Consider the following 16,547-nt stretch of genomic DNA (forward strand, 5'->3'; position numbering starts at 1 on the left):
TCGTCAAGTCATGACGGACGCGCCATTCTTCGAGTAAGGAGTGCATCGTGCGCAAGATCACTGTTTCGCTTCGGTTGACTACCGCTCTCGCGCTGTCTGTCGGCGCCGCGTTATCGAATGCGCAGGGGCTTTCCACTTACGACGACGTGAACGCGCCCGTCAACAGCACGCGCCTGATGCCCAACGCGCCGCGCGGCAGCGAATATCCGACGCACGGCAACCAGCAGGCGGGCGAAATGAATCTGAACCCCACCGATCCGCGTGCGCAACTCGTTACGGGCGCGCCTAATAACGCCCAGTCGGGCGGCTATGGGTCGCCGCTTGCAGGGGTTCGTAACGCTGTTACGGTGGGGCAATAGTGGTTTGATGTTGTTGGTGGGGTGGGCTTTGCGCTGGGATCCGCGATTTGCGTTTTCGCGGGCATCCGTGATTTGACTTTGCTTTCGCTGGCATCCGCGACTCGTTAGCTCGCTTCACGCGTCGCCCCTGTGCGGGGCGGCACCTACTTTTCTTTGCCGCCGCAAAGAAAAGTAGGCAAAAGAAAGCGGCTCACACCGCCAATTCTTGACGTTTGCCCACGGGCCCCCAACGGCCCCACACTTCACACAATAACGCACTTCTTCACGTGCGTTGCCAACGCCCTCTCTTTACGCCTCACCCGCTTCATATACCCGCGTCACGGCACGCCATGCCAGACAGTCCACTACCGCCCAGGTGGCAAACTGTGTGTAGGCTTTCGCGCCATACGCGCACCACTCCGGACCGATAGCGCACGCCTCCCACCCGGTAAGAGCGCCACCCTATACGACGCGACAACCTACACACAGTTTGCCACCTGGGCGGCCCATACCATTCGCTGCCGTTGGCCTTTGTACGGGTAATTGAAGCGGGTGAGGCGTTTGTTCGAAGCGTTGGCAACGGGCACCAACCAAGGCGCTGGTGTGTGAAGGATGGGGACGTTGAGGGCCCGTGGGCAAACGTCAAGAATTGGCGGTGTGAGCCGCTTTCTTTTGCCTACTTTTCTTTGCGGCGGCAAAGAAAAGTAGGTGCCGCCCCGCACAGGGGCGACGCGTGAAGCGAGCTAACGAGTCGCGGATGCCAGCGAAAAACCCAAACACCGAACGAAGAAACTCGAAGTACGAAGGCGCACCACGTAAACCAGAAAAAAAACCACAAGAAAAAAAGCCCGCTTTCGCGGGCAACCTTCTACGAGGAGACAACAGCAAAAAAGCATCACCCTTTGGTAGCACCAAAAGTCAGCCCCGCAACAAAATGCTTCTGCATCGCAAAGAACATTGCGACGGAAGGCAGTGCCGCGAGAATAGAGCCGGCCGAAACGAGATTCCACGCCGTCGTCCACTGCCCTTTAAGCGCCGCGACCCCAACCGTAATCGGCGCTGCGTCATCGCCCTGCGTGAGACACAACGCCCAGAAATAATCGTTCCACACAAAAGTGAAAACAAGAATAGCCAGCGCGGCCAGCGCAGGACGAATCAACGGCAGCACGATGCGAAAGAACACCGTCCACTCGCCCGCCCCTTCGATACGCGCCGCTTCAACCAGTTCATACGGCAACTGCTTGATGAAGTTGCGCAAAAAGAGCGCGCAAAAACCCGTCTGAAACGACACATGAAAAAGAATCAGCGCGCCAAGCGTATTGAAGATCCCGAGGCTCAACGACAGATCGCGCACGGGAATCATCAGAATCTGGATCGGCACGAAGTTGCCCGCAACGAAAGTCGCAAAGAGCGTCGTGTTGCCACGAAACTTGTAGATAGCCAACGCAAAACCCGCCATCGCCGCGAGCGCGATCGATCCGACTACGGCAGGCACCGTGATCAGCACGCTGTTCCAGAAGTAATGCAGCATCGGCGATGTAGTGAGCGCTTCGCGATAGTTATCGATGAGCGCGATGTGCTTCGGCCAACCCCAGTAATTCCCTTCGCTCAGTTCTTCCGTCGAGCGCACCGACGTGACGAGCACGGCGATCATCGGCAGTAGCCAGATCAAAAGCGCAATCGGCAACGTCAGCTTGTACAACTGCCGGTTTAACGGCTTCCACTTGGCAACGGGCATCGGGTACATATCGTCCGCTCCTTACTGTTCGTTGCGCAGCATGCGGCGCAGGTGATAAACGATGTACACGAGCATGATCGCGAACAACACCACGGCAATCGATGCCGAATAGCCAATGCGGTAGTACTTGATCGCCTGGTCGTACATGTAATAGGCAAGCACGGTCGAACTCTCGAATGGCCCGCCGCCCGTCATCACCGAAATCAGGTCGAAACTGCGCAGCGCGCCAATCACCGTAACGACGATCGCCATGAACGTGACAGGCCGCAATTGCGGCAGCACCACGTGCCACAGCATCGACCAGCCCTTCGCACCTTCCATGCGCGCGGCTTCGATCTGCTCGCTGTTCAGCGATGTCAGACCCGTCAGATAAAGAATCATGCAATATGCGGTCTGCGGCCATAGCGCGGCGAAGATGATGCCGAACGTCGCATAGTGCGCGTCGCCGAGCACGGGCACGCCGTGGCCGAGTATCACGGCAAAGAGGCCAAAGGTCGGATCGTAGAACCACGAGAAGATCAACCCGACCACGACGCCCGACAACACGAACGGCGCAAAGAACAACGACTTCACGACCCGTATGCCCGCCACCGCCTGGTTCAGATAGAGCGCGACGGCAAGCCCCATCGGCGGCGCGAGCAGGAACAGCACGAGCCAGATGAGGTTGTTCTTCAGCGCAGTGTAGAAAGTCGGCGCCTGAAACAGCTCGATGTAGTTCGCGAACCCGACGAAGACCTTGTCGGTCATGCCATCCCAGTTGTAGAAGCTGAGCCAGATCGACGACAGGATCGGCCAGACTACATACACCGCGACCATGAAGCACGCGGGCGCGAGAAACAGCAGCGCGGCCTTGCGCTGGCGCCGCGCGGTGGGCGACGGGCCACGCTTCTTGCCCGCGGCTCTGGGCGATGGCGACGCCTGCGGCTGCGACGGCGGCGTGCCGTTGATGTCCTGACGTGTAACGGAGTGCGACACGACGATTCTCCATGCAACGAAATTGCTGCTTCGCGCCGGGCTCGCATTGAATGCACGCCCGGCGCCACTGCTTCACATCTTTACTTCTTGTAGATGCGCTTGCGCGTCTGCTCGAGCTGCGCAAGGATCGCATCGATCTTCGTCGGATCGGCGATGAATTGCTGCATGCCCTTCATCCCTTCGTCGGCCATTTCCTTCGTCATGTCGCGATCGTAGAACTGCGCAATGCCGCCCTTCGTGTTCGACAGAATCTGGAAGCCGATCTTCGAGATGGGATCTTCCGGTTCAGGCGACTTGCTGTTCGCCGACAGCGAACCAAGACCCGTCGCGAGTTTCGCGCCCTGCTCCGGCGTCTCGACGAACGCAAGGAACGTGTGCGCGTCGGCCTTGTTCTTCGCCTTGGCCGGAATATGCAGCGATTCGACAGGACCATCTTCCGCCGTCGGCACGTTCGAGTCGATGATCGGGAACTGGAAGTAGCTCATGTTCGGCTTCACGTTCGGCGGGAAACCTCCCGTGATGAACGTGCCCATCAGCATCATCGCCGCCTTGCCCTGGAACAGGAACGGTTGCGCCGCGTCCAGATCGTACGACAGCGAGTTGTCGATGAAATCCTTGTCGTCGAGCAACTGCTTCCACGTCGTGTACACCTTCTTCACGCGCGGATCGGTGTACGGCACTTCGCCCGCCATCAGCTTCTGGTGGAACGCGTTGCCGTTGATGCGCAGGTCGAGATAATCGAACCAGCCCGCCAGCGTCCAGGCGTCGCGCCCGCCCACGGCGAACGGCGTGATGCCCGCCGCCTTCAGCTTCTTGCACGCGTCCATCAACTGGTCCCACGTCTTCGGCTCGGACGCGATGCCAGCCTTCTGGAACAGATCCTTGCGATAGAACAGGCCCCACGAGTAGTACACGGTCGGCGCCGCATACTGCTTGCCGTTGTATGTCGACGATTCCTTCGTCGATGCATACATGTTGTCCCAGCCGTTCTTCTTCCAGTCGCCGCTCAGGTCTTCGAACAGGCCGCGCCGCGCGTAGTACGCCATGCGCTCGCCGTTGTGCCAGTTGACGACATCGGGCGCGACCGTCGACAGCCAGCCCGGCAACTGCACCTTGTACGCTTCCTCATCGACGAACGACGCTTTCACGTCGATGTCGGGATGCGCCTTCTTGAAGTCGTCGATCACCGATTGCCATACCGCGCGCTGGCTTGCGCCTTTGAACGCGATGTTGATCGTCATCGTGCCCGCTTCTGCCGTCGTCGCCGCGAACGGGGCAACGGCTGCGGCGACTGCGAGCGCTGCCGCTGCAATTGCGGTGCGCGCGTTGAATTTTCCTGCTGTCATCTTCCTGTCTCCTTGTGTCCTGGTTCTTACCTGCTGGGATCACTGCTACGTTGCCAATTCTTCCGTGTCTTCCGTGCGATAAGCCGCGACGCCTTGCGGCTCGACTTCATGCGCGCCGATCACGAAGCGCGACGCATCGACGCCTTCGATCACGTGCCGCCCATTCGTATAGTTGAAGACATACGTGAGCTTGCCGCGCCGGCTGATACGCACACTGTCGCCCAACGGCGTCGGCGTGAGACCCGCCTCAGTCGCGATGCGCGCGAACAGCGATTCCGTCAGACGGTCGTCGAACAGGCTCGCGAAGTAATGAACCGAGCCGTGCTGCACGTACGCAGGATGTCCGTCGGCAAATCGCGCGCGCACGCCGAAGCTGCGTTCGTCTGCGGCATCGATCAGATCGCGCCAGTGGCGCGCCTGGCCTTCGCGCAGACCATCGCCCGCGCCGTTGATGTGCACCGCCTCCGTCACGTTCGGCCGCATCGATTCGACGCGCCACACGCGAATGGGGAGCAGCGATGCGAGCGCGCCCGGCGGCAGGTTCGCCGGAATCTGCAGATCAGGCGTCTTCGAGCCCGTGCGCGGACCGAGCACGATCTGCGCGCCCGAGGCCGCGAGCCGCACCGCGAAGTCGCCCGGCACGACGGGCAACGGCGGCACCACGATCATCGCGTAGCCGTCGAGCGGCGCATCCGCGGCAATCACGTCGACGTCGAAGCCGAGCGAGCGCAGCGCCGAGTAGTACTCGAACGCGAAGCGCGGGTAATGGAAATCCGCGCCTTGCGGATGAATTTCAAAGAGCCATTTGGCTTCGTAGTCGTAGATCAGCGCAATCTTGCTGCGCACATTCGCGTTCGCATCGGCATCGGCGGCCGAAACCCTGGCGATTTCGTGCGCGACCTGCTCCGCTTCGCTGCCGCCAATGTCGAGGCGATTGTCGGGCGTGTTCAGCCCTGCATGCATCTGTTCCTGTGCAAACGGCGCCTGACGCCATCTGAAGTACGACACACAGCCCGCGCCGTGCGCGAACGCTTCCCAACTCCACAGACGCACCATGCCCGGCAGCGGCGCAGGATTCCAGTGCGCCCAGTTCACGGGTCCCGGCTGCTGCTCCATCACCCAGAACGGCAGCTTCGACATGCCGCGATACACGTCGTGGTTGAACGAAGCAAAGTCGGGATGCCCGGTGCGCAGGAACTTCGCCTTGATCTCCGGCGCGTACCACTGCTCTTCGAGCGCGCCGAGCGGATAGCTGTCCCACGTGGCCACATCGAGATCGCGCGCGACCTTGTAGTGATCGAACTCGGTGAACAGCTGCATGAAGTTGTGCGCAACGGGACGCCCCGGCGAATGCGCGCGAATGATCTCGACCTGCATGCGGTTATAACGCGCGACTTCATCGGAGGCGAAACGCCGGTAATCGAGCCTGTGCGACGGATGCGCTTCCGTGACGGTCGCAACGGGCGCGTCGATTTCGTCGAAGCTGCGGTACTCCATGCTCCAGAACACGGTGCCCCACGCGCGGTTCAAAGCGTCGATGTTCTGGTAACGCTCCTTGAGCCACGCACGAAAGCGCGCGACGGCTGCGGGCGAATAGCTGACCACCGTGTTGTGGCAGCCGAATTCATTGTCCGTCTGCCAGTAAGCGACGGCGGGATGCTTGCCGTAACGCTGCGCGACTGCCTCGCAAATCTTGCGCGACGCGTCGAAATACGACGGTGACGAGAAATCGTAATGACGGCGCGAGCCGAATGCACGCGGACGTCCATCCGCGCCCACGGGCAGAATGTCGGGATGACGGTCGATCAGCCACTTCGGCGGCGTCGCCGTCGGCGTGCACATGACGACTTGCAAACCCGCGTCACCCAGCACGTCGACCGCGCGATCGAGCCAGCCCCAATCGTATTCGCCCGGCGACGGCTCGATACGGCTCCATGCAAATTCCGCGATTCGCACCTGCTCGATGCCGAGCGCCTTCATACGGCGCGCGTCGTCTTTCCACATCGATTCCGGCCAGTGCTCCGGGTAGTAACAGACTCCAAGGCGCATGCGCATGTCCCTTATTTATGCGTAGTGTTCGACGGAGTTGAGCGCCTTCACGGCGAATCCGTCCTCGGTGAAAAGATGGCAGGCACGGGCGGGCGCGGCGAATGTCACGCGTTCGCCCTGCTCGACGCGGGCATTGCCCGGCACCTTTGCGATCAGCACTCCGCCGCCTCGCTGCTCCAGATGCACGTAGCTGTGCTCGCCGAGATGCTCGATCAGCGAAATGGTGCGTGCGAGCGTTGCATCACGTCGTGATGCATCGTCCGTGACGAGTTCGAGATGTTCCGGACGCACGCCGAAGGTCACCGGCTGTCCGCCTTGCAAGGTGCTGCCGTCGACCTCGACCCGCATGGTTTCATTCGTGTCATCGAGCGTGACGTCGACGCCTTGCGCGTCGATCGCCGTGACTCTGCCGGGCAGGAAGTTCATGCGCGGCGAGCCGATGAAGCCTGCGACGAAGCGGCTATTGGGCCGGTGATACAACGTCAGCGGCGCGCCGATCTGCGCGATGCTGCCGTAGCGCTCGGTGTCCTTGCCCGCGTGCAGCAGCACGATCTTGTCAGCGAGCGTCATCGCTTCGGTCTGATCGTGCGTCACGTAGACGACGCTCGCGGTGGCGAACTGCTTGTGCAGACGCGCGATTTCGATTCGCGTCTGACCGCGCAACGTCGCGTCGAGATTGGACAAGGGCTCGTCGAACAGAAACACGCCCGGCTCGCGCACGATCGCGCGGCCAATGGCAACGCGCTGGCGCTGCCCGCCCGACAATGCGCGCGGCTTGCGCTCGAGCAGCGCTTCGAGTTGCAGGATGCGCGCCGCCTCCTTCACCTTGCTGTCGATTTCCGCTTTCGGCTTCTTCGCGAGCTTCAGCCCAAAGGCCATGTTCTCGTACACGCTCATATGCGGAAACAGCGCATAGCTCTGGAACACCATCGCGACGCCGCGCTCGGCAGCAGGCACGTCGTTGACGATGCGCCCGCCGATCGACAGGTCGCCGTCCGTCACGTCTTCGAGACCCGCGATCATGCGCAGCAGCGTGGACTTGCCGCAGCCCGACGGACCGAGGAACACACAAAACTCGTTTTCGCCGATCTCCAGATCGACGTTGCGGATCACGGGCGCGTTGTCTCCATACGCTTTCTGCACGCCCTTCAACGAAATGCTCGCCATCGCTTCGACTCCGTGATTTAATCAGCCCGAAGCGGAGATTAAGCGCTTAATCTGAATGGCCGAAAAAACGACCGCATCGCGATCGCTGGCCCTTCTGAAGGCCGTTTGTTGGCCGTGTAAGGCTGTCTCCGATAATTCGTTCTGTCGTTTTGCGCATGGTGCCCCGCCTTCGCGGCCAATGCAAATGATGAACGCGAGTCCCACATATTGAATAAGTGTTGCGAAACATGTCCACTTTGAGTGAAGTCGCGCGACGTGCCGGCGTCACGTCGGCCACCGTTTCGAACGTGCTGCGCAATCGCGGGCGCGTCGGCGAGCAGACGCGTCAGCGCGTGCTCGAAGCCGTCGAAGCGCTCAACTACCGTCCGCATCTTGCGGCGCGCGCGCTCGCCGAAGGCCGCGCGCCAACCATCGCGTTGATGGTGTCGAGCATCGCGAACCCGTTCTACCCGGAGTTCGCGCTGGCCGTCGAGCGCGCGGCGCGCACCAGCGGCCACTTCGTCATCATCTGCAACACCAATGAAGATCCGCACGCGGGCCGCGCGTATCTGGAGCAGATTGCGGGCACGCTATCCGAAGGCGTGCTGGTGATGAACGCCAACCTCGACTTCGACGATCTGCGCAAAACGGAAGCGCGCGGCGCACCCGTGGTGCTGTGCATGTGGGAACGTCCCGACGATCCACCCGGCTTGCCGTGCGTCGCCGTCGATTTCCGTCTTGCGGGCCAGCTTGCCGCAAAGCATCTGATCGAGCTGGGGCACACGCGCATCGGTGCGGTTGTCGGCAGCAAGCCTTCGGGTATTCACGCATCGCGCTATGAAGGTTTCGTGGACGCGATGCGCGAGGCAGGGCTCAAAGTGCCCGCGAAAAACGTGCGTTACGCACCCGACACGACGCAAGGCGGCTATGCCGCAGCGCGCGATCTGCTGGAGCGCGACGAGAAACTGACGGCCATCTTCGCGACCAACGACCTGCCCGCGCTCGGCACGATCCACGCGGCGGCCGATCTCGGCCGCGACGTGCCGCGCGATCTGTCCGTGGTCGGCATCACCGACATCCAGCTTGCACAGCAATCGCGTCCACCGCTCACCACCGTTGCCGTGCCGACCGTCGAAGCCGCCGAGCTCGCTGTGTCGCTGCTGCGCGAGCTGATCGAGCGGCCCGCCGGCAAGCATGGCGTGCACCAGAAAGCGCCGCGCATGTGCGTGACGTCCGCGCCGCAACTGATCGTGCGCGGTTCCACGCGCGAACGCTGATCCATAGCGTCACCGAAGCCGAAGCTGGGGCCAAGGCCGAGGCCGAGGCTTTCCTCATATTTCACACGATCAGGCATGACAGGTCTCGTCCCGTTCGATCCTGGTCAAAATCAATACAAGCGACGGATCGTGCCGCGTGCCGCAGGAGCGGGACAGAACGAAGACAAGAACCCGCGAAGGCTTGCGTGTCAAAGGCTTGCATCTGCGGAGAGCGTTTGTTTATGCGGCCTTGCGCCATCGTTGAATAAAAAAATCCGCCTCAAATCATCGTCGCGCTTGTTAGACTCGAATCGACTTCCCCAAGGGTTTTCGATTCATGAACAACACAGTGGATGATCCAGAAGTCGTGCCGCGTTATCGCATCGGGGCCGTCGCTCGCATGGCGAATCTCCCTGTCGGCACGCTGCGTATCTGGGAGCGCCGATACGGCGTCGTGGCGCCGCCCACCACGCAATCCGGGCATCGCCTGTACAGCGAAACCGATGTGCGGCGCGTCGCGATGATCAAGGGGCTCGTCGATCGCGGCTATTCGATCGGCTCGATCGCGACCTTGCAGACAGGCGAACTCGAACGGCTCGCCTTCATGCATGTCGACAAGACGCCGGTGACGCCGCTCGCGGAAGGACGGCCGGGCTTGCGGCTGCGCATTGTCGGCACGGCGCTCGCGCAGACCATCCGCCAGCACCTGCACGCATTGCAGGCCGAGCTCGCGAACGAGCCGAAAGTCTTCGAGAACATGACGGCCGCGTTCACCGAGCGCATGAACCAGCCGGCCGACGTGCTGATCATCCATCTGCCGTCGCTGCACGCGGACGACGTCGAGCGCGTGCTGGCGTTGAGCGCGTCGACTCACGCGGAAAATATCGTCGTGGTGTACTCGTTCGCTGCCGCCAACACGATCAATCTGCTGGAGCGGGTCGGCGTACGCACGATCCGCGAGCCGCTCGATCAGGCGTCGATCGCGCAGATGATAAGCGACATCCGGCGCAAGACGGGACTGGCGGCCACTCAGCCCGACATGCGCGAGCCCGCGCCGCAGCGGCACTACTCCGATGAAACCCTGATGGCGATGGCGCACGCGTCGACCACCATCGCGTGCGAGTGCCCGAAGCATCTCGCGAGCATCATCATGCAGTTGAGCGCGTTCGAGCAGTACAGCGTCAGCTGCGCTTCGCGCACGCCCGCCGATGCGCTGCTACATGTGTATCTCGCGAACATTTCGGGCCGCGCGCGCGCAATGTTCGAGCATGCGCTGCTGCGCCTCGAACGCGAGGAACGTTGGGTGCTGGAAAATCGTTGATAGCCCGCATGCAGCGAAAGCGGCTACGCTAAACGTTTGCGCAGCCGTCCAGACTTCAGCGTTGCGAGCGCTTGTTCGCATACATCGCGCCGTCGGCTTGCGCGAGCAGGTCGTCGATACTCTGCGAGCTGTCGGGCGCATACGTCGCCGTGCCCACGCTGCAGTGCAATTGATAAGGCGCTTGCGCGGACTGGTTGTGGACATCCAGCTGATGCCTGAGACGCGCGATGGTCTGCGCCGTCCCTTCTTCGTCCGAGTCGCTCAGCAGCACAACGAACTCGTCGCCGCCCAACCGGCCGATCACGTCGCTGTCGCGCAATGCAGTTTGCAATACCGTTGCAAATGCAATCAACGCGCGGTCGCCTTCGGCGTGGCCGTATACGTCGTTGATATTCTTGAAGCCGTTCAGGTCGAAGAACAGCAGCGACGCGGGCTTTTGCGCACGTTTGCATAATCTGATTGCATGCTGCGCGAGCGCCTCGAAGCCGCGACGGTTCGACAGGCCGGTCAGTTCGTCCGTGGTCGCCAGCTGCACAGCGGAGATTTCCTGCTCGGCCATGCGCGCCAGATCGCGCAACAGCACGCGCTCTTCGTCGTCCAGTGCGCGCGGCTTCACGTCGATCAGACATAGCGTGCCGAGCCGGCTGCCGTTGTCGACGGTGAGCGGATAGCCCGCGTAGAAGCGGATATTCGGATCGCCCGTGACGAGCGGATTGTCGGCGAAGCGCACATCGAGCAACGCATCGTTCACGAGGAACAGTTCGTCGTCGAGAATTGCATGGCTGCAGAACGATACGTCGCGCGGCGTCTCCGAAGCATCGATGCCGGGATGCGACTTGAACCACTGACGATGGCTATCGACCAGGGTGACGGCCGCGATGGGCACGCCGAACAGGCGTCTCGCGAGTCGCGTGAGACGGTCGAACCGTTCTTCCGGCGGAGTATCGAGTATGTGAAGTGAACGCAATGTTTCCAGGCGTTCGCTTTCGTTATGTGGCATTGATGGTCGCAGCATTCGAGATCCGGATTAAACGGGAACGCGCGCTACTCGTTTAGCGCCGCGCGATCCGCCGCAGGTTGAACGGAAGCGGGTACAAATTCTATCCGCAGCCTGTGGTAAATGAAAAGAATTACCGCCCTGTCCTGCTGACTCAAATGCATGCGTAATTGCCCTGGCTGAATGCTAACCGACACCTGTCGGCCCGTTCAACACAATACGTACCTTACGCGCCAGTTCCGCCCGCCGATAGGGCTTATGGATCATGTCGAACTCGCTACCGTTCGCATCGGTTCGCTCGAGCGAGGCATCGGCATAGCCGGTCGTCAGCAGCACCTTGATCTTCGGTTGCAGGCGCCGCGCCTCGCGCGCAAGCATCACGCCGTTCATGTTGCCCGGCATGATGAGGTCGGTGAACAGCAGGTCGACCGTCGTGCCGTCCTGCAAAATCTCCATCGCCTCTTTGGTGTTCAGCACGACGCGCGTGCGATAGCCGATCTGTTCGAGCATCGCCTGTGCGACTTCCGCCACTTCGACGCGGTCGTCAACGATCAGGATCATTTCGTTGCCCGCTTTCTCGATCGCCTTCGGCGCGGACGGCCGACGCTGCACATTGCCTTCCACAGCCGGGAAATAAAGCCGCAACGTGGTGCCGACGCCCGGTTCCGAATACAGGTTCACTGCGCCGCCCGACTGCTTTGCGAAGCCATATACCATCGACAACCCGAGACCCGTGCCCTTGCCTTCGTCCTTGGTCGTGAAAAACGGGTCCATCACCCTGTCGAGAATTTCAGGCGGGATGCCGCAACCGTTGTCGGAGATCGCAATGCTCACATAGCGGCCGGTGCGCAGGTCGGCGAATCCGACCATCGCCTGATGCTCCAGCTCGACTGTCTCCGTGCGCACCGTCACGACGCCGTCGCGCCGGCTGGCCAATGCGTCCCGCGCATTGAGCAATACGTTGAGCAAGGCGACTTCGAGCTGGGTCGGATCGACACGGCAATTACCGAGTCCGTCCTCATATTCGGTCTTCAGCGAAACGTTCTCGCCAAGCGTGCGACGCGCGAGCTCGACCATGCTGTCCGCCAGCGTATTCAGATTGACTGGGCGCCCCACGAGCTTCTGCTTGCGCGCGAACGCGAGCAGCTGCTGGGTCAGCGTCGTGGCCTTGGCGACGGCGCCGCGTATGCGATCGAGGCTTTGCTCCATCGCCGGGCCGTGCGCATTGCCTTCAATGCCCATTTGCAGCACATCCACATAACCCGCCATCACCTGCAGCAGATTGTTGAAATCGTGCGCAATGCCGCCCGTCAGTTGCCCGAGCGCCTCCATCTTCTGCGCCTGGTGCAGGGCGTCCTCTGCGTCGCGGCGTCGGCTCACGTCCAGCTGCGAGCCGAAGAAATACACCAGCTCGCCCTGCTCGTTAAAAACGGGCGAAATGAACAGTGCGTTCCAGAACGTCGAGCCGTCCTTGCGATAGTTGAGCACCTCCGTCGCAAACTCGCGGCGATCCGTGACGGCATCCCGCACCTCGTCGATGGTGGCGCGATCCGTCTCCGGTCCCTGCAGAAAGCGGCAGTTGGTGCCGATGATTTCCGTCAGCTCATAGCCTGTCATGCGCAGGAACGCATGGTTCGCGAAGATCACGGGATTGTCGGGCAGGTTCGGATCGGTGACGACCATCGGCATGCGTGTCGTCGATACGGCGGCGAAGAAGATGTCGTCCCGATGGTCGCTGATCTGGTGCGCGCCGCTTCGAATGGTGGTGAGTGTACGGTTGGTATCCATGGCATTTGACGCAATTAGGCGCGACAGCCACGGTTGTTTCGCTCGACTCTTTACGTGGGCAGTCACACTCCGGTTTGAGAAACCGCATTGCTCTGCGCACAGCAACGCAATGCGGAATTACATTGCGTCCATTAATGCGAAATTCATGCCGACACCAGAATCCGGCAGTAATTTCATGAAAGTTCACGCACAGAAGGGAAGAGTTACCGCGCAAACGCGTTATACATCAATCGAAATGTCGAATCAGCAATGCGGGATTTCGCAAAAGGAAAGGCCACTAGAAAAATTTTCAAACAATCTTTACTGCTGCGTCCGGCGCAGCATCGACAGGTCATAGCCCATGGCGCGAACGCGTTCCAGCAGCGCGCGTTGCAGTTCGACAGCGGGCTTCGCTTCACGCGTGAGTATCCACAGATAGGTGCCGCCCGGTTCGCCGACGATCGACCAGCTATAGTCGTCGGCGTGATCGAGCACCCAGTAGTCGCCGACATAGAACGGCCCGAAGAACGACACTTTCAGCTTGGCGTTGTCCGAATCAGGCACCACGCGCGCCTTGCCCCGCGCGACGCGCCGCGGTCCATCGGCACCGCCCTCGCGGCCCGTGTTGATCACGCTGATCAAGCCGTCGTCGCGCTTCGCGTAGTCCGCCGTGACGAAATCGCGGCCTCGCTCGAAACGATTGTCATAGCGCGCGAACTCGTACCAGCGCCCCGTATAGCGGTCCACGTCGACGCTCTTTGCCGGCTCGGGCACGCGCGCGACGCCTTTTTTCCTTCTGATGACGAGCGCGCACGCCACCAGCACACCCACCGCGACGACCACAGCGCCAGCGATGACGGCGCGCGCATGAGAACCGTTGTGCCCGATCTCCTGGCTGATGTTCTGTTCGACACTCATCGGTATCAACCTCCCGGATATGAAGCTCCGACCCGGCGACAAAGCCGTTTAGACCTTACGCGTCTGAAAAGTTTTCCAGCAAAGCGCAGCAGGGTGTCAGCGCATTGAATGCCTGAAGGCAACGCAACAACGCAGATTCGCAATAGCCGCTATGCTCTCTCTTCTGCATTTCCATTCTGCTGCACTCAACCTCTTATAGTTTCCTTCTCGCGGAGTCGATCATGCAATACCGCAAATTCGGCCATACCGGTCTTACTGTCTCGCGTTTGTGTCTCGGTACGATGACTTTCGGCTTGCAAACCGAAGAAGACGTATCGCGTGGCATTCTCGACAAGGCGACGGACGCCGGTGTGAATTTCATCGATACGGCCGATGTCTACCCGCTAGGCGGCGGCGAAAATCTTGCGGGACGCACCGAGGAAATCATCGGGCGCTGGCTCAAGGGCAAGCGCGACCGCTTCATTCTGGCGACCAAAGCGGTCGGCAAGGTCGGTCCGCATGCATGGAATCAGGGTGCATCGCGCAAGCATCTGCTCGACGCCATCGACGATTCGCTGCGCCGCCTGAACACCGATTACGTCGATCTGTACCAGTTGCATTCCGACGACCGCGACACCCCGCTCGACGAAACACTCGAAGCGCTCGATGTGATCGTGCGCTCGGGCAAGGCGCGCTATATCGGCGTGTCGAACTATCTGGCGTACCGGCTCGCGCGCATGCTCGGACGCTCCGACGTATTGCGCACTGCGCGCTTCGTGTCGGTACAGCCGCGCTACAACCTGCTGTTCCGGCAGATCGAACGCGAACTGCTGCCGCTCGCCGACGAAGAAGGCCTCGCCGTGATTCCGTACAACCCGCTCGCGGGCGGCCTGCTGACGGGCAAGCATCGACACGACGCGAAGCCCACGGAAGGGCGCTTCACGGCGACGGTCGGCAAAGCAGGCGAGATGTACTCGGAGCGCTACTGGCACGAGCGTGAATTCAAGACCATCGAAGCCCTGCGCGAGATCAACGCGAAAACCGGCGAACCGATGACGAAGACGGCGATTGCATGGGTCCTCGCGAACCCTACCATCACGTCGGCCATCATCGGCGCGAGCCGCGTCGAACAGTTGAACGACTCGCTCGCCGCCGTGGATCTCGTGCTCGACCCCGAGATCAAGAAGCAGCTCGACGAGGCAACCGTCGAATACCGCTGGGGCGACGCACCGCGCTGAGCGTGCGATGCTGCGCTAGCGTCCGTAGCGCAGCACGGTGCTGCTCGCGGCCAGCACGTGATTCGTGACGGCTGCGAGAAAGGCGTCGTGATTGAGATTGGGTGGCAGCGCATCGGGAGCGAGATCGAGCGCGTAGACCTGCAACACATAGTGATGCGGCACGTCGCCGATGGGCGGACAAGGTCCGTAGTAACCGGGCTGCCCCGTGCGATTGATGCCGCTCACGCTGCCTGCGGGCGCTGGCGCGCCATGCGGCATCGCGTTCATCGAAGCGGGTATCCCGTACAGTACCCAATGAATGATGCCAATGCCTTTGGCGCCGTCGGGATCGAAGAGCGTCACCGCGAAGCTGCGCGTGCCCGATGGCGCGTTGCGCCATTGCACAGCGGGCGACTGGTTGCGGCCGCCGCAATTGTTCACACCGGCTGCGTGGCTCGAATCGATCGTACCGCCGTCGGGCGTGCCCGGCGACGTCACTTCGAAGGCCTCGGCCGCCACGGCGTGCGTGAAGCCTGAAGAGAGCGCCAACGTTAGCGCCATGGCTGCGAGCCGGGTGTTGGAGATAGTTTTCATTGAACGGCTCCGTCGAAGGGAATGCGCTCGCGCGTTCACGACCGCATCGGAGGAAACGAACGGCCATGCCCGTTTATTCCCCCGCCCGCTCTTTCAACGGAACACGCCCGACTTCTGGTTCGCTTCCGGCAACTGCCGCGTTTCCCGCACCGACTTCGGATGCCAGAGCCGCGCACCGCCTTCGATGCCCGCCGCGTTCGACACGACGGCCGCATTCGACGGCAACTCGAACGTCAGGCGCTCGGCATTGCCGCCGCCGATCCACAGCTTGTCGTAGTTGACGAGCGAAGTCAGGATGGCGATCACCTTCTCCACACGCCGGTTCCAGCGCTTGCTGCCCACCTTCTCCCGCGCCGCATTGCCGATGTACTCGTCATACGTGCGGTCCTTGCTGACGGGATGATGCGCGAGTTCGAGATGCGGCATCAACTCGCCGTCGCGAAAGAGCGCGGTGCCAGCGCCCGTGCCGAGCGTCAACACGAATTCGATGCCATGCCCTTCGATCGCCGCGAAGCCTTGCATCTCGGCGTCGTTGATCATACGCACAGGCAGGCCGCCCAAGCGCGCCGCCAGTTGTTCCGCGAGCGCGAAGCCACGCCAGCTCGCGTCGCCGATATTCGGGGCCGTCAGCACGTGGTTGTCGCGCACGACGCCCGGAAAGCCGATCGACATCAAGGTTGGATGCTGCGCATCGACGAGCGGCTGCACGAGCGTCACCAGCGTATCGACGAGTTGCGCGGGCGTGCATGGATGCGGTGTCGCAACGCGCACGCGTTCGCTTTTCATGTCGCCGTCCGCGTCGATCACGGCCGCCTTCAGGCCCGTGCCGCCGACATCGATGGCGAGTATCCGCTCACCGTCGCTGGTGGCCTTGGGTCGCGTCTGTACTTTAGCTTTGGCCAAAGC

Annotated in this window: 14 protein-coding genes; 4 read left to right on the top strand and 10 right to left on the bottom strand. The window is 61.6% G+C overall.

Annotated features, from left to right (window positions below; genetic code table 11):
- The first annotated feature begins 47 nt into the window (after window positions 1–47).
- Window positions 48–359 carry a hypothetical protein gene (locus C2L66_RS12600; RefSeq protein ID WP_060599793.1) on the top strand — a complete coding sequence of 104 codons (312 nt, stop codon included), beginning with the start codon at window positions 48–50 and terminating at the stop codon, window positions 357–359.
- Window positions 360–1,233: 874 nt separating this feature from the next.
- Here C2L66_RS12600 and C2L66_RS12605 read toward each other — a convergent pair.
- The 5 genes from C2L66_RS12605 to C2L66_RS12625 form a co-directional block, all read right to left on the bottom strand.
- Entirely contained in the window at window positions 1,234–2,085 is an 852-nt protein-coding gene (locus C2L66_RS12605; protein WP_036003115.1) for a carbohydrate ABC transporter permease, read from the bottom strand.
- A 12-nt stretch (window positions 2,086–2,097) separates the two neighbouring features.
- A complete protein-coding gene (locus tag C2L66_RS12610; protein ID WP_054928804.1) occupies window positions 2,098–3,051 on the bottom strand; it encodes a carbohydrate ABC transporter permease in 954 nt (317 codons plus the stop codon).
- A gap of 80 nt (window positions 3,052–3,131) precedes the next feature.
- Entirely contained in the window at window positions 3,132–4,397 is a 1,266-nt protein-coding gene (locus C2L66_RS12615) for an ABC transporter substrate-binding protein (protein ID WP_054928805.1), read from the bottom strand.
- Window positions 4,398–4,442: 45 nt separating this feature from the next.
- On the bottom strand, window positions 4,443–6,446 hold the full coding sequence (locus tag C2L66_RS12620; RefSeq protein WP_060602489.1) for a beta-galactosidase: 2,004 nt from the start codon (window positions 6,444–6,446) through the stop codon (window positions 4,443–4,445).
- A 15-nt stretch (window positions 6,447–6,461) separates the two neighbouring features.
- Complete coding sequence (locus C2L66_RS12625) at window positions 6,462–7,613, bottom strand: ABC transporter ATP-binding protein (RefSeq protein ID WP_060599785.1); 1,152 nt, start codon at window positions 7,611–7,613, stop codon at window positions 6,462–6,464.
- A 227-nt stretch (window positions 7,614–7,840) separates the two neighbouring features.
- Here C2L66_RS12625 and C2L66_RS12630 point away from each other — a divergent pair, with 227 nt between their 5' ends.
- Both C2L66_RS12630 and C2L66_RS12635 read left to right on the top strand, forming a co-directional pair.
- Window positions 7,841–8,869: a LacI family DNA-binding transcriptional regulator gene (locus C2L66_RS12630; RefSeq protein WP_060599783.1), complete on the top strand. Its 1,029-nt coding sequence runs from the start codon at window positions 7,841–7,843 to the stop codon at window positions 8,867–8,869.
- A 316-nt stretch (window positions 8,870–9,185) separates the two neighbouring features.
- Window positions 9,186–10,169, top strand: a complete 984-nt coding sequence (locus tag C2L66_RS12635) for a MerR family transcriptional regulator (protein WP_060599780.1) — start codon at window positions 9,186–9,188, stop codon at window positions 10,167–10,169.
- Window positions 10,170–10,224: 55 nt separating this feature from the next.
- Here the strand turns inward: C2L66_RS12635 and C2L66_RS12640 are convergent, their stop codons facing one another.
- The 3 genes from C2L66_RS12640 to C2L66_RS12650 form a co-directional block, all read right to left on the bottom strand.
- A complete protein-coding gene (locus C2L66_RS12640; RefSeq protein WP_060599778.1) occupies window positions 10,225–11,184 on the bottom strand; it encodes a sensor domain-containing diguanylate cyclase in 960 nt (319 codons plus the stop codon).
- Window positions 11,185–11,352: 168 nt separating this feature from the next.
- Window positions 11,353–12,954: a hybrid sensor histidine kinase/response regulator gene (locus C2L66_RS12645; protein WP_054928810.1), complete on the bottom strand. Its 1,602-nt coding sequence runs from the start codon at window positions 12,952–12,954 to the stop codon at window positions 11,353–11,355.
- A gap of 300 nt (window positions 12,955–13,254) precedes the next feature.
- On the bottom strand, window positions 13,255–13,851 hold the full coding sequence (locus C2L66_RS12650; RefSeq protein WP_060599776.1) for a lipocalin family protein: 597 nt from the start codon (window positions 13,849–13,851) through the stop codon (window positions 13,255–13,257).
- 221 nt (window positions 13,852–14,072) lie between these two features.
- On the opposite strand from C2L66_RS12650, the gene C2L66_RS12655 reads away from it, so the two are divergent.
- Window positions 14,073–15,068 (top strand): aldo/keto reductase, encoded by a 996-nt coding sequence (locus C2L66_RS12655; protein WP_054928812.1) that lies wholly within the window; start codon window positions 14,073–14,075, stop codon window positions 15,066–15,068.
- Window positions 15,069–15,083: 15 nt separating this feature from the next.
- Here the strand turns inward: C2L66_RS12655 and C2L66_RS12660 are convergent, their stop codons facing one another.
- Window positions 15,084–15,608, bottom strand: coding sequence for a YbhB/YbcL family Raf kinase inhibitor-like protein (locus tag C2L66_RS12660; RefSeq protein WP_233444949.1), 525 nt, complete (start codon window positions 15,606–15,608; stop codon window positions 15,084–15,086).
- A gap of 126 nt (window positions 15,609–15,734) precedes the next feature.
- Window positions 15,735–16,544 carry an ROK family protein gene (locus C2L66_RS12665; RefSeq protein WP_060599772.1) on the bottom strand — a complete coding sequence of 270 codons (810 nt, stop codon included), beginning with the start codon at window positions 16,542–16,544 and terminating at the stop codon, window positions 15,735–15,737.
- Window positions 16,545–16,547 lie beyond the last annotated feature (3 nt).

Origin of the sequence: Paraburkholderia caribensis, from assembly GCF_002902945.1 — a bacterium.
Taxonomy (GTDB): Bacteria; Pseudomonadota; Gammaproteobacteria; order Burkholderiales; family Burkholderiaceae; genus Paraburkholderia; species Paraburkholderia caribensis.

What these genes read in the sequence shown, in the direction of transcription:
- C2L66_RS12605 (WP_036003115.1), bottom strand. Translation starts at nt 2,085, where the DNA reads ATGTACCCGATGCCCGTTGCCAAGTGGAAGCCGTTAAACCGGCAGTTG.
- C2L66_RS12615 (WP_054928805.1), bottom strand. Translation starts at nt 4,397, where the DNA reads ATGACAGCAGGAAAATTCAACGCGCGCACCGCAATTGCAGCGGCAGCG.
- C2L66_RS12620 (WP_060602489.1), bottom strand. Translation starts at nt 6,446, where the DNA reads ATGCGCCTTGGAGTCTGTTACTACCCGGAGCACTGGCCGGAATCGATG.
- C2L66_RS12625 (WP_060599785.1), bottom strand. Translation starts at nt 7,613, where the DNA reads ATGGCGAGCATTTCGTTGAAGGGCGTGCAGAAAGCGTATGGAGACAAC.
- C2L66_RS12630 (WP_060599783.1), top strand. Translation starts at nt 7,841, where the DNA reads ATGTCCACTTTGAGTGAAGTCGCGCGACGTGCCGGCGTCACGTCGGCC.
- C2L66_RS12635 (WP_060599780.1), top strand. Translation starts at nt 9,186, where the DNA reads ATGAACAACACAGTGGATGATCCAGAAGTCGTGCCGCGTTATCGCATC.
- C2L66_RS12640 (WP_060599778.1), bottom strand. Translation starts at nt 11,184, where the DNA reads ATGCTGCGACCATCAATGCCACATAACGAAAGCGAACGCCTGGAAACA.
- C2L66_RS12645 (WP_054928810.1), bottom strand. Translation starts at nt 12,954, where the DNA reads ATGGATACCAACCGTACACTCACCACCATTCGAAGCGGCGCGCACCAG.
- C2L66_RS12650 (WP_060599776.1), bottom strand. Translation starts at nt 13,851, where the DNA reads ATGAGTGTCGAACAGAACATCAGCCAGGAGATCGGGCACAACGGTTCT.
- C2L66_RS12655 (WP_054928812.1), top strand. Translation starts at nt 14,073, where the DNA reads ATGCAATACCGCAAATTCGGCCATACCGGTCTTACTGTCTCGCGTTTG.
- C2L66_RS12660 (WP_233444949.1), bottom strand. Translation starts at nt 15,608, where the DNA reads ATGGCGCTAACGTTGGCGCTCTCTTCAGGCTTCACGCACGCCGTGGCG.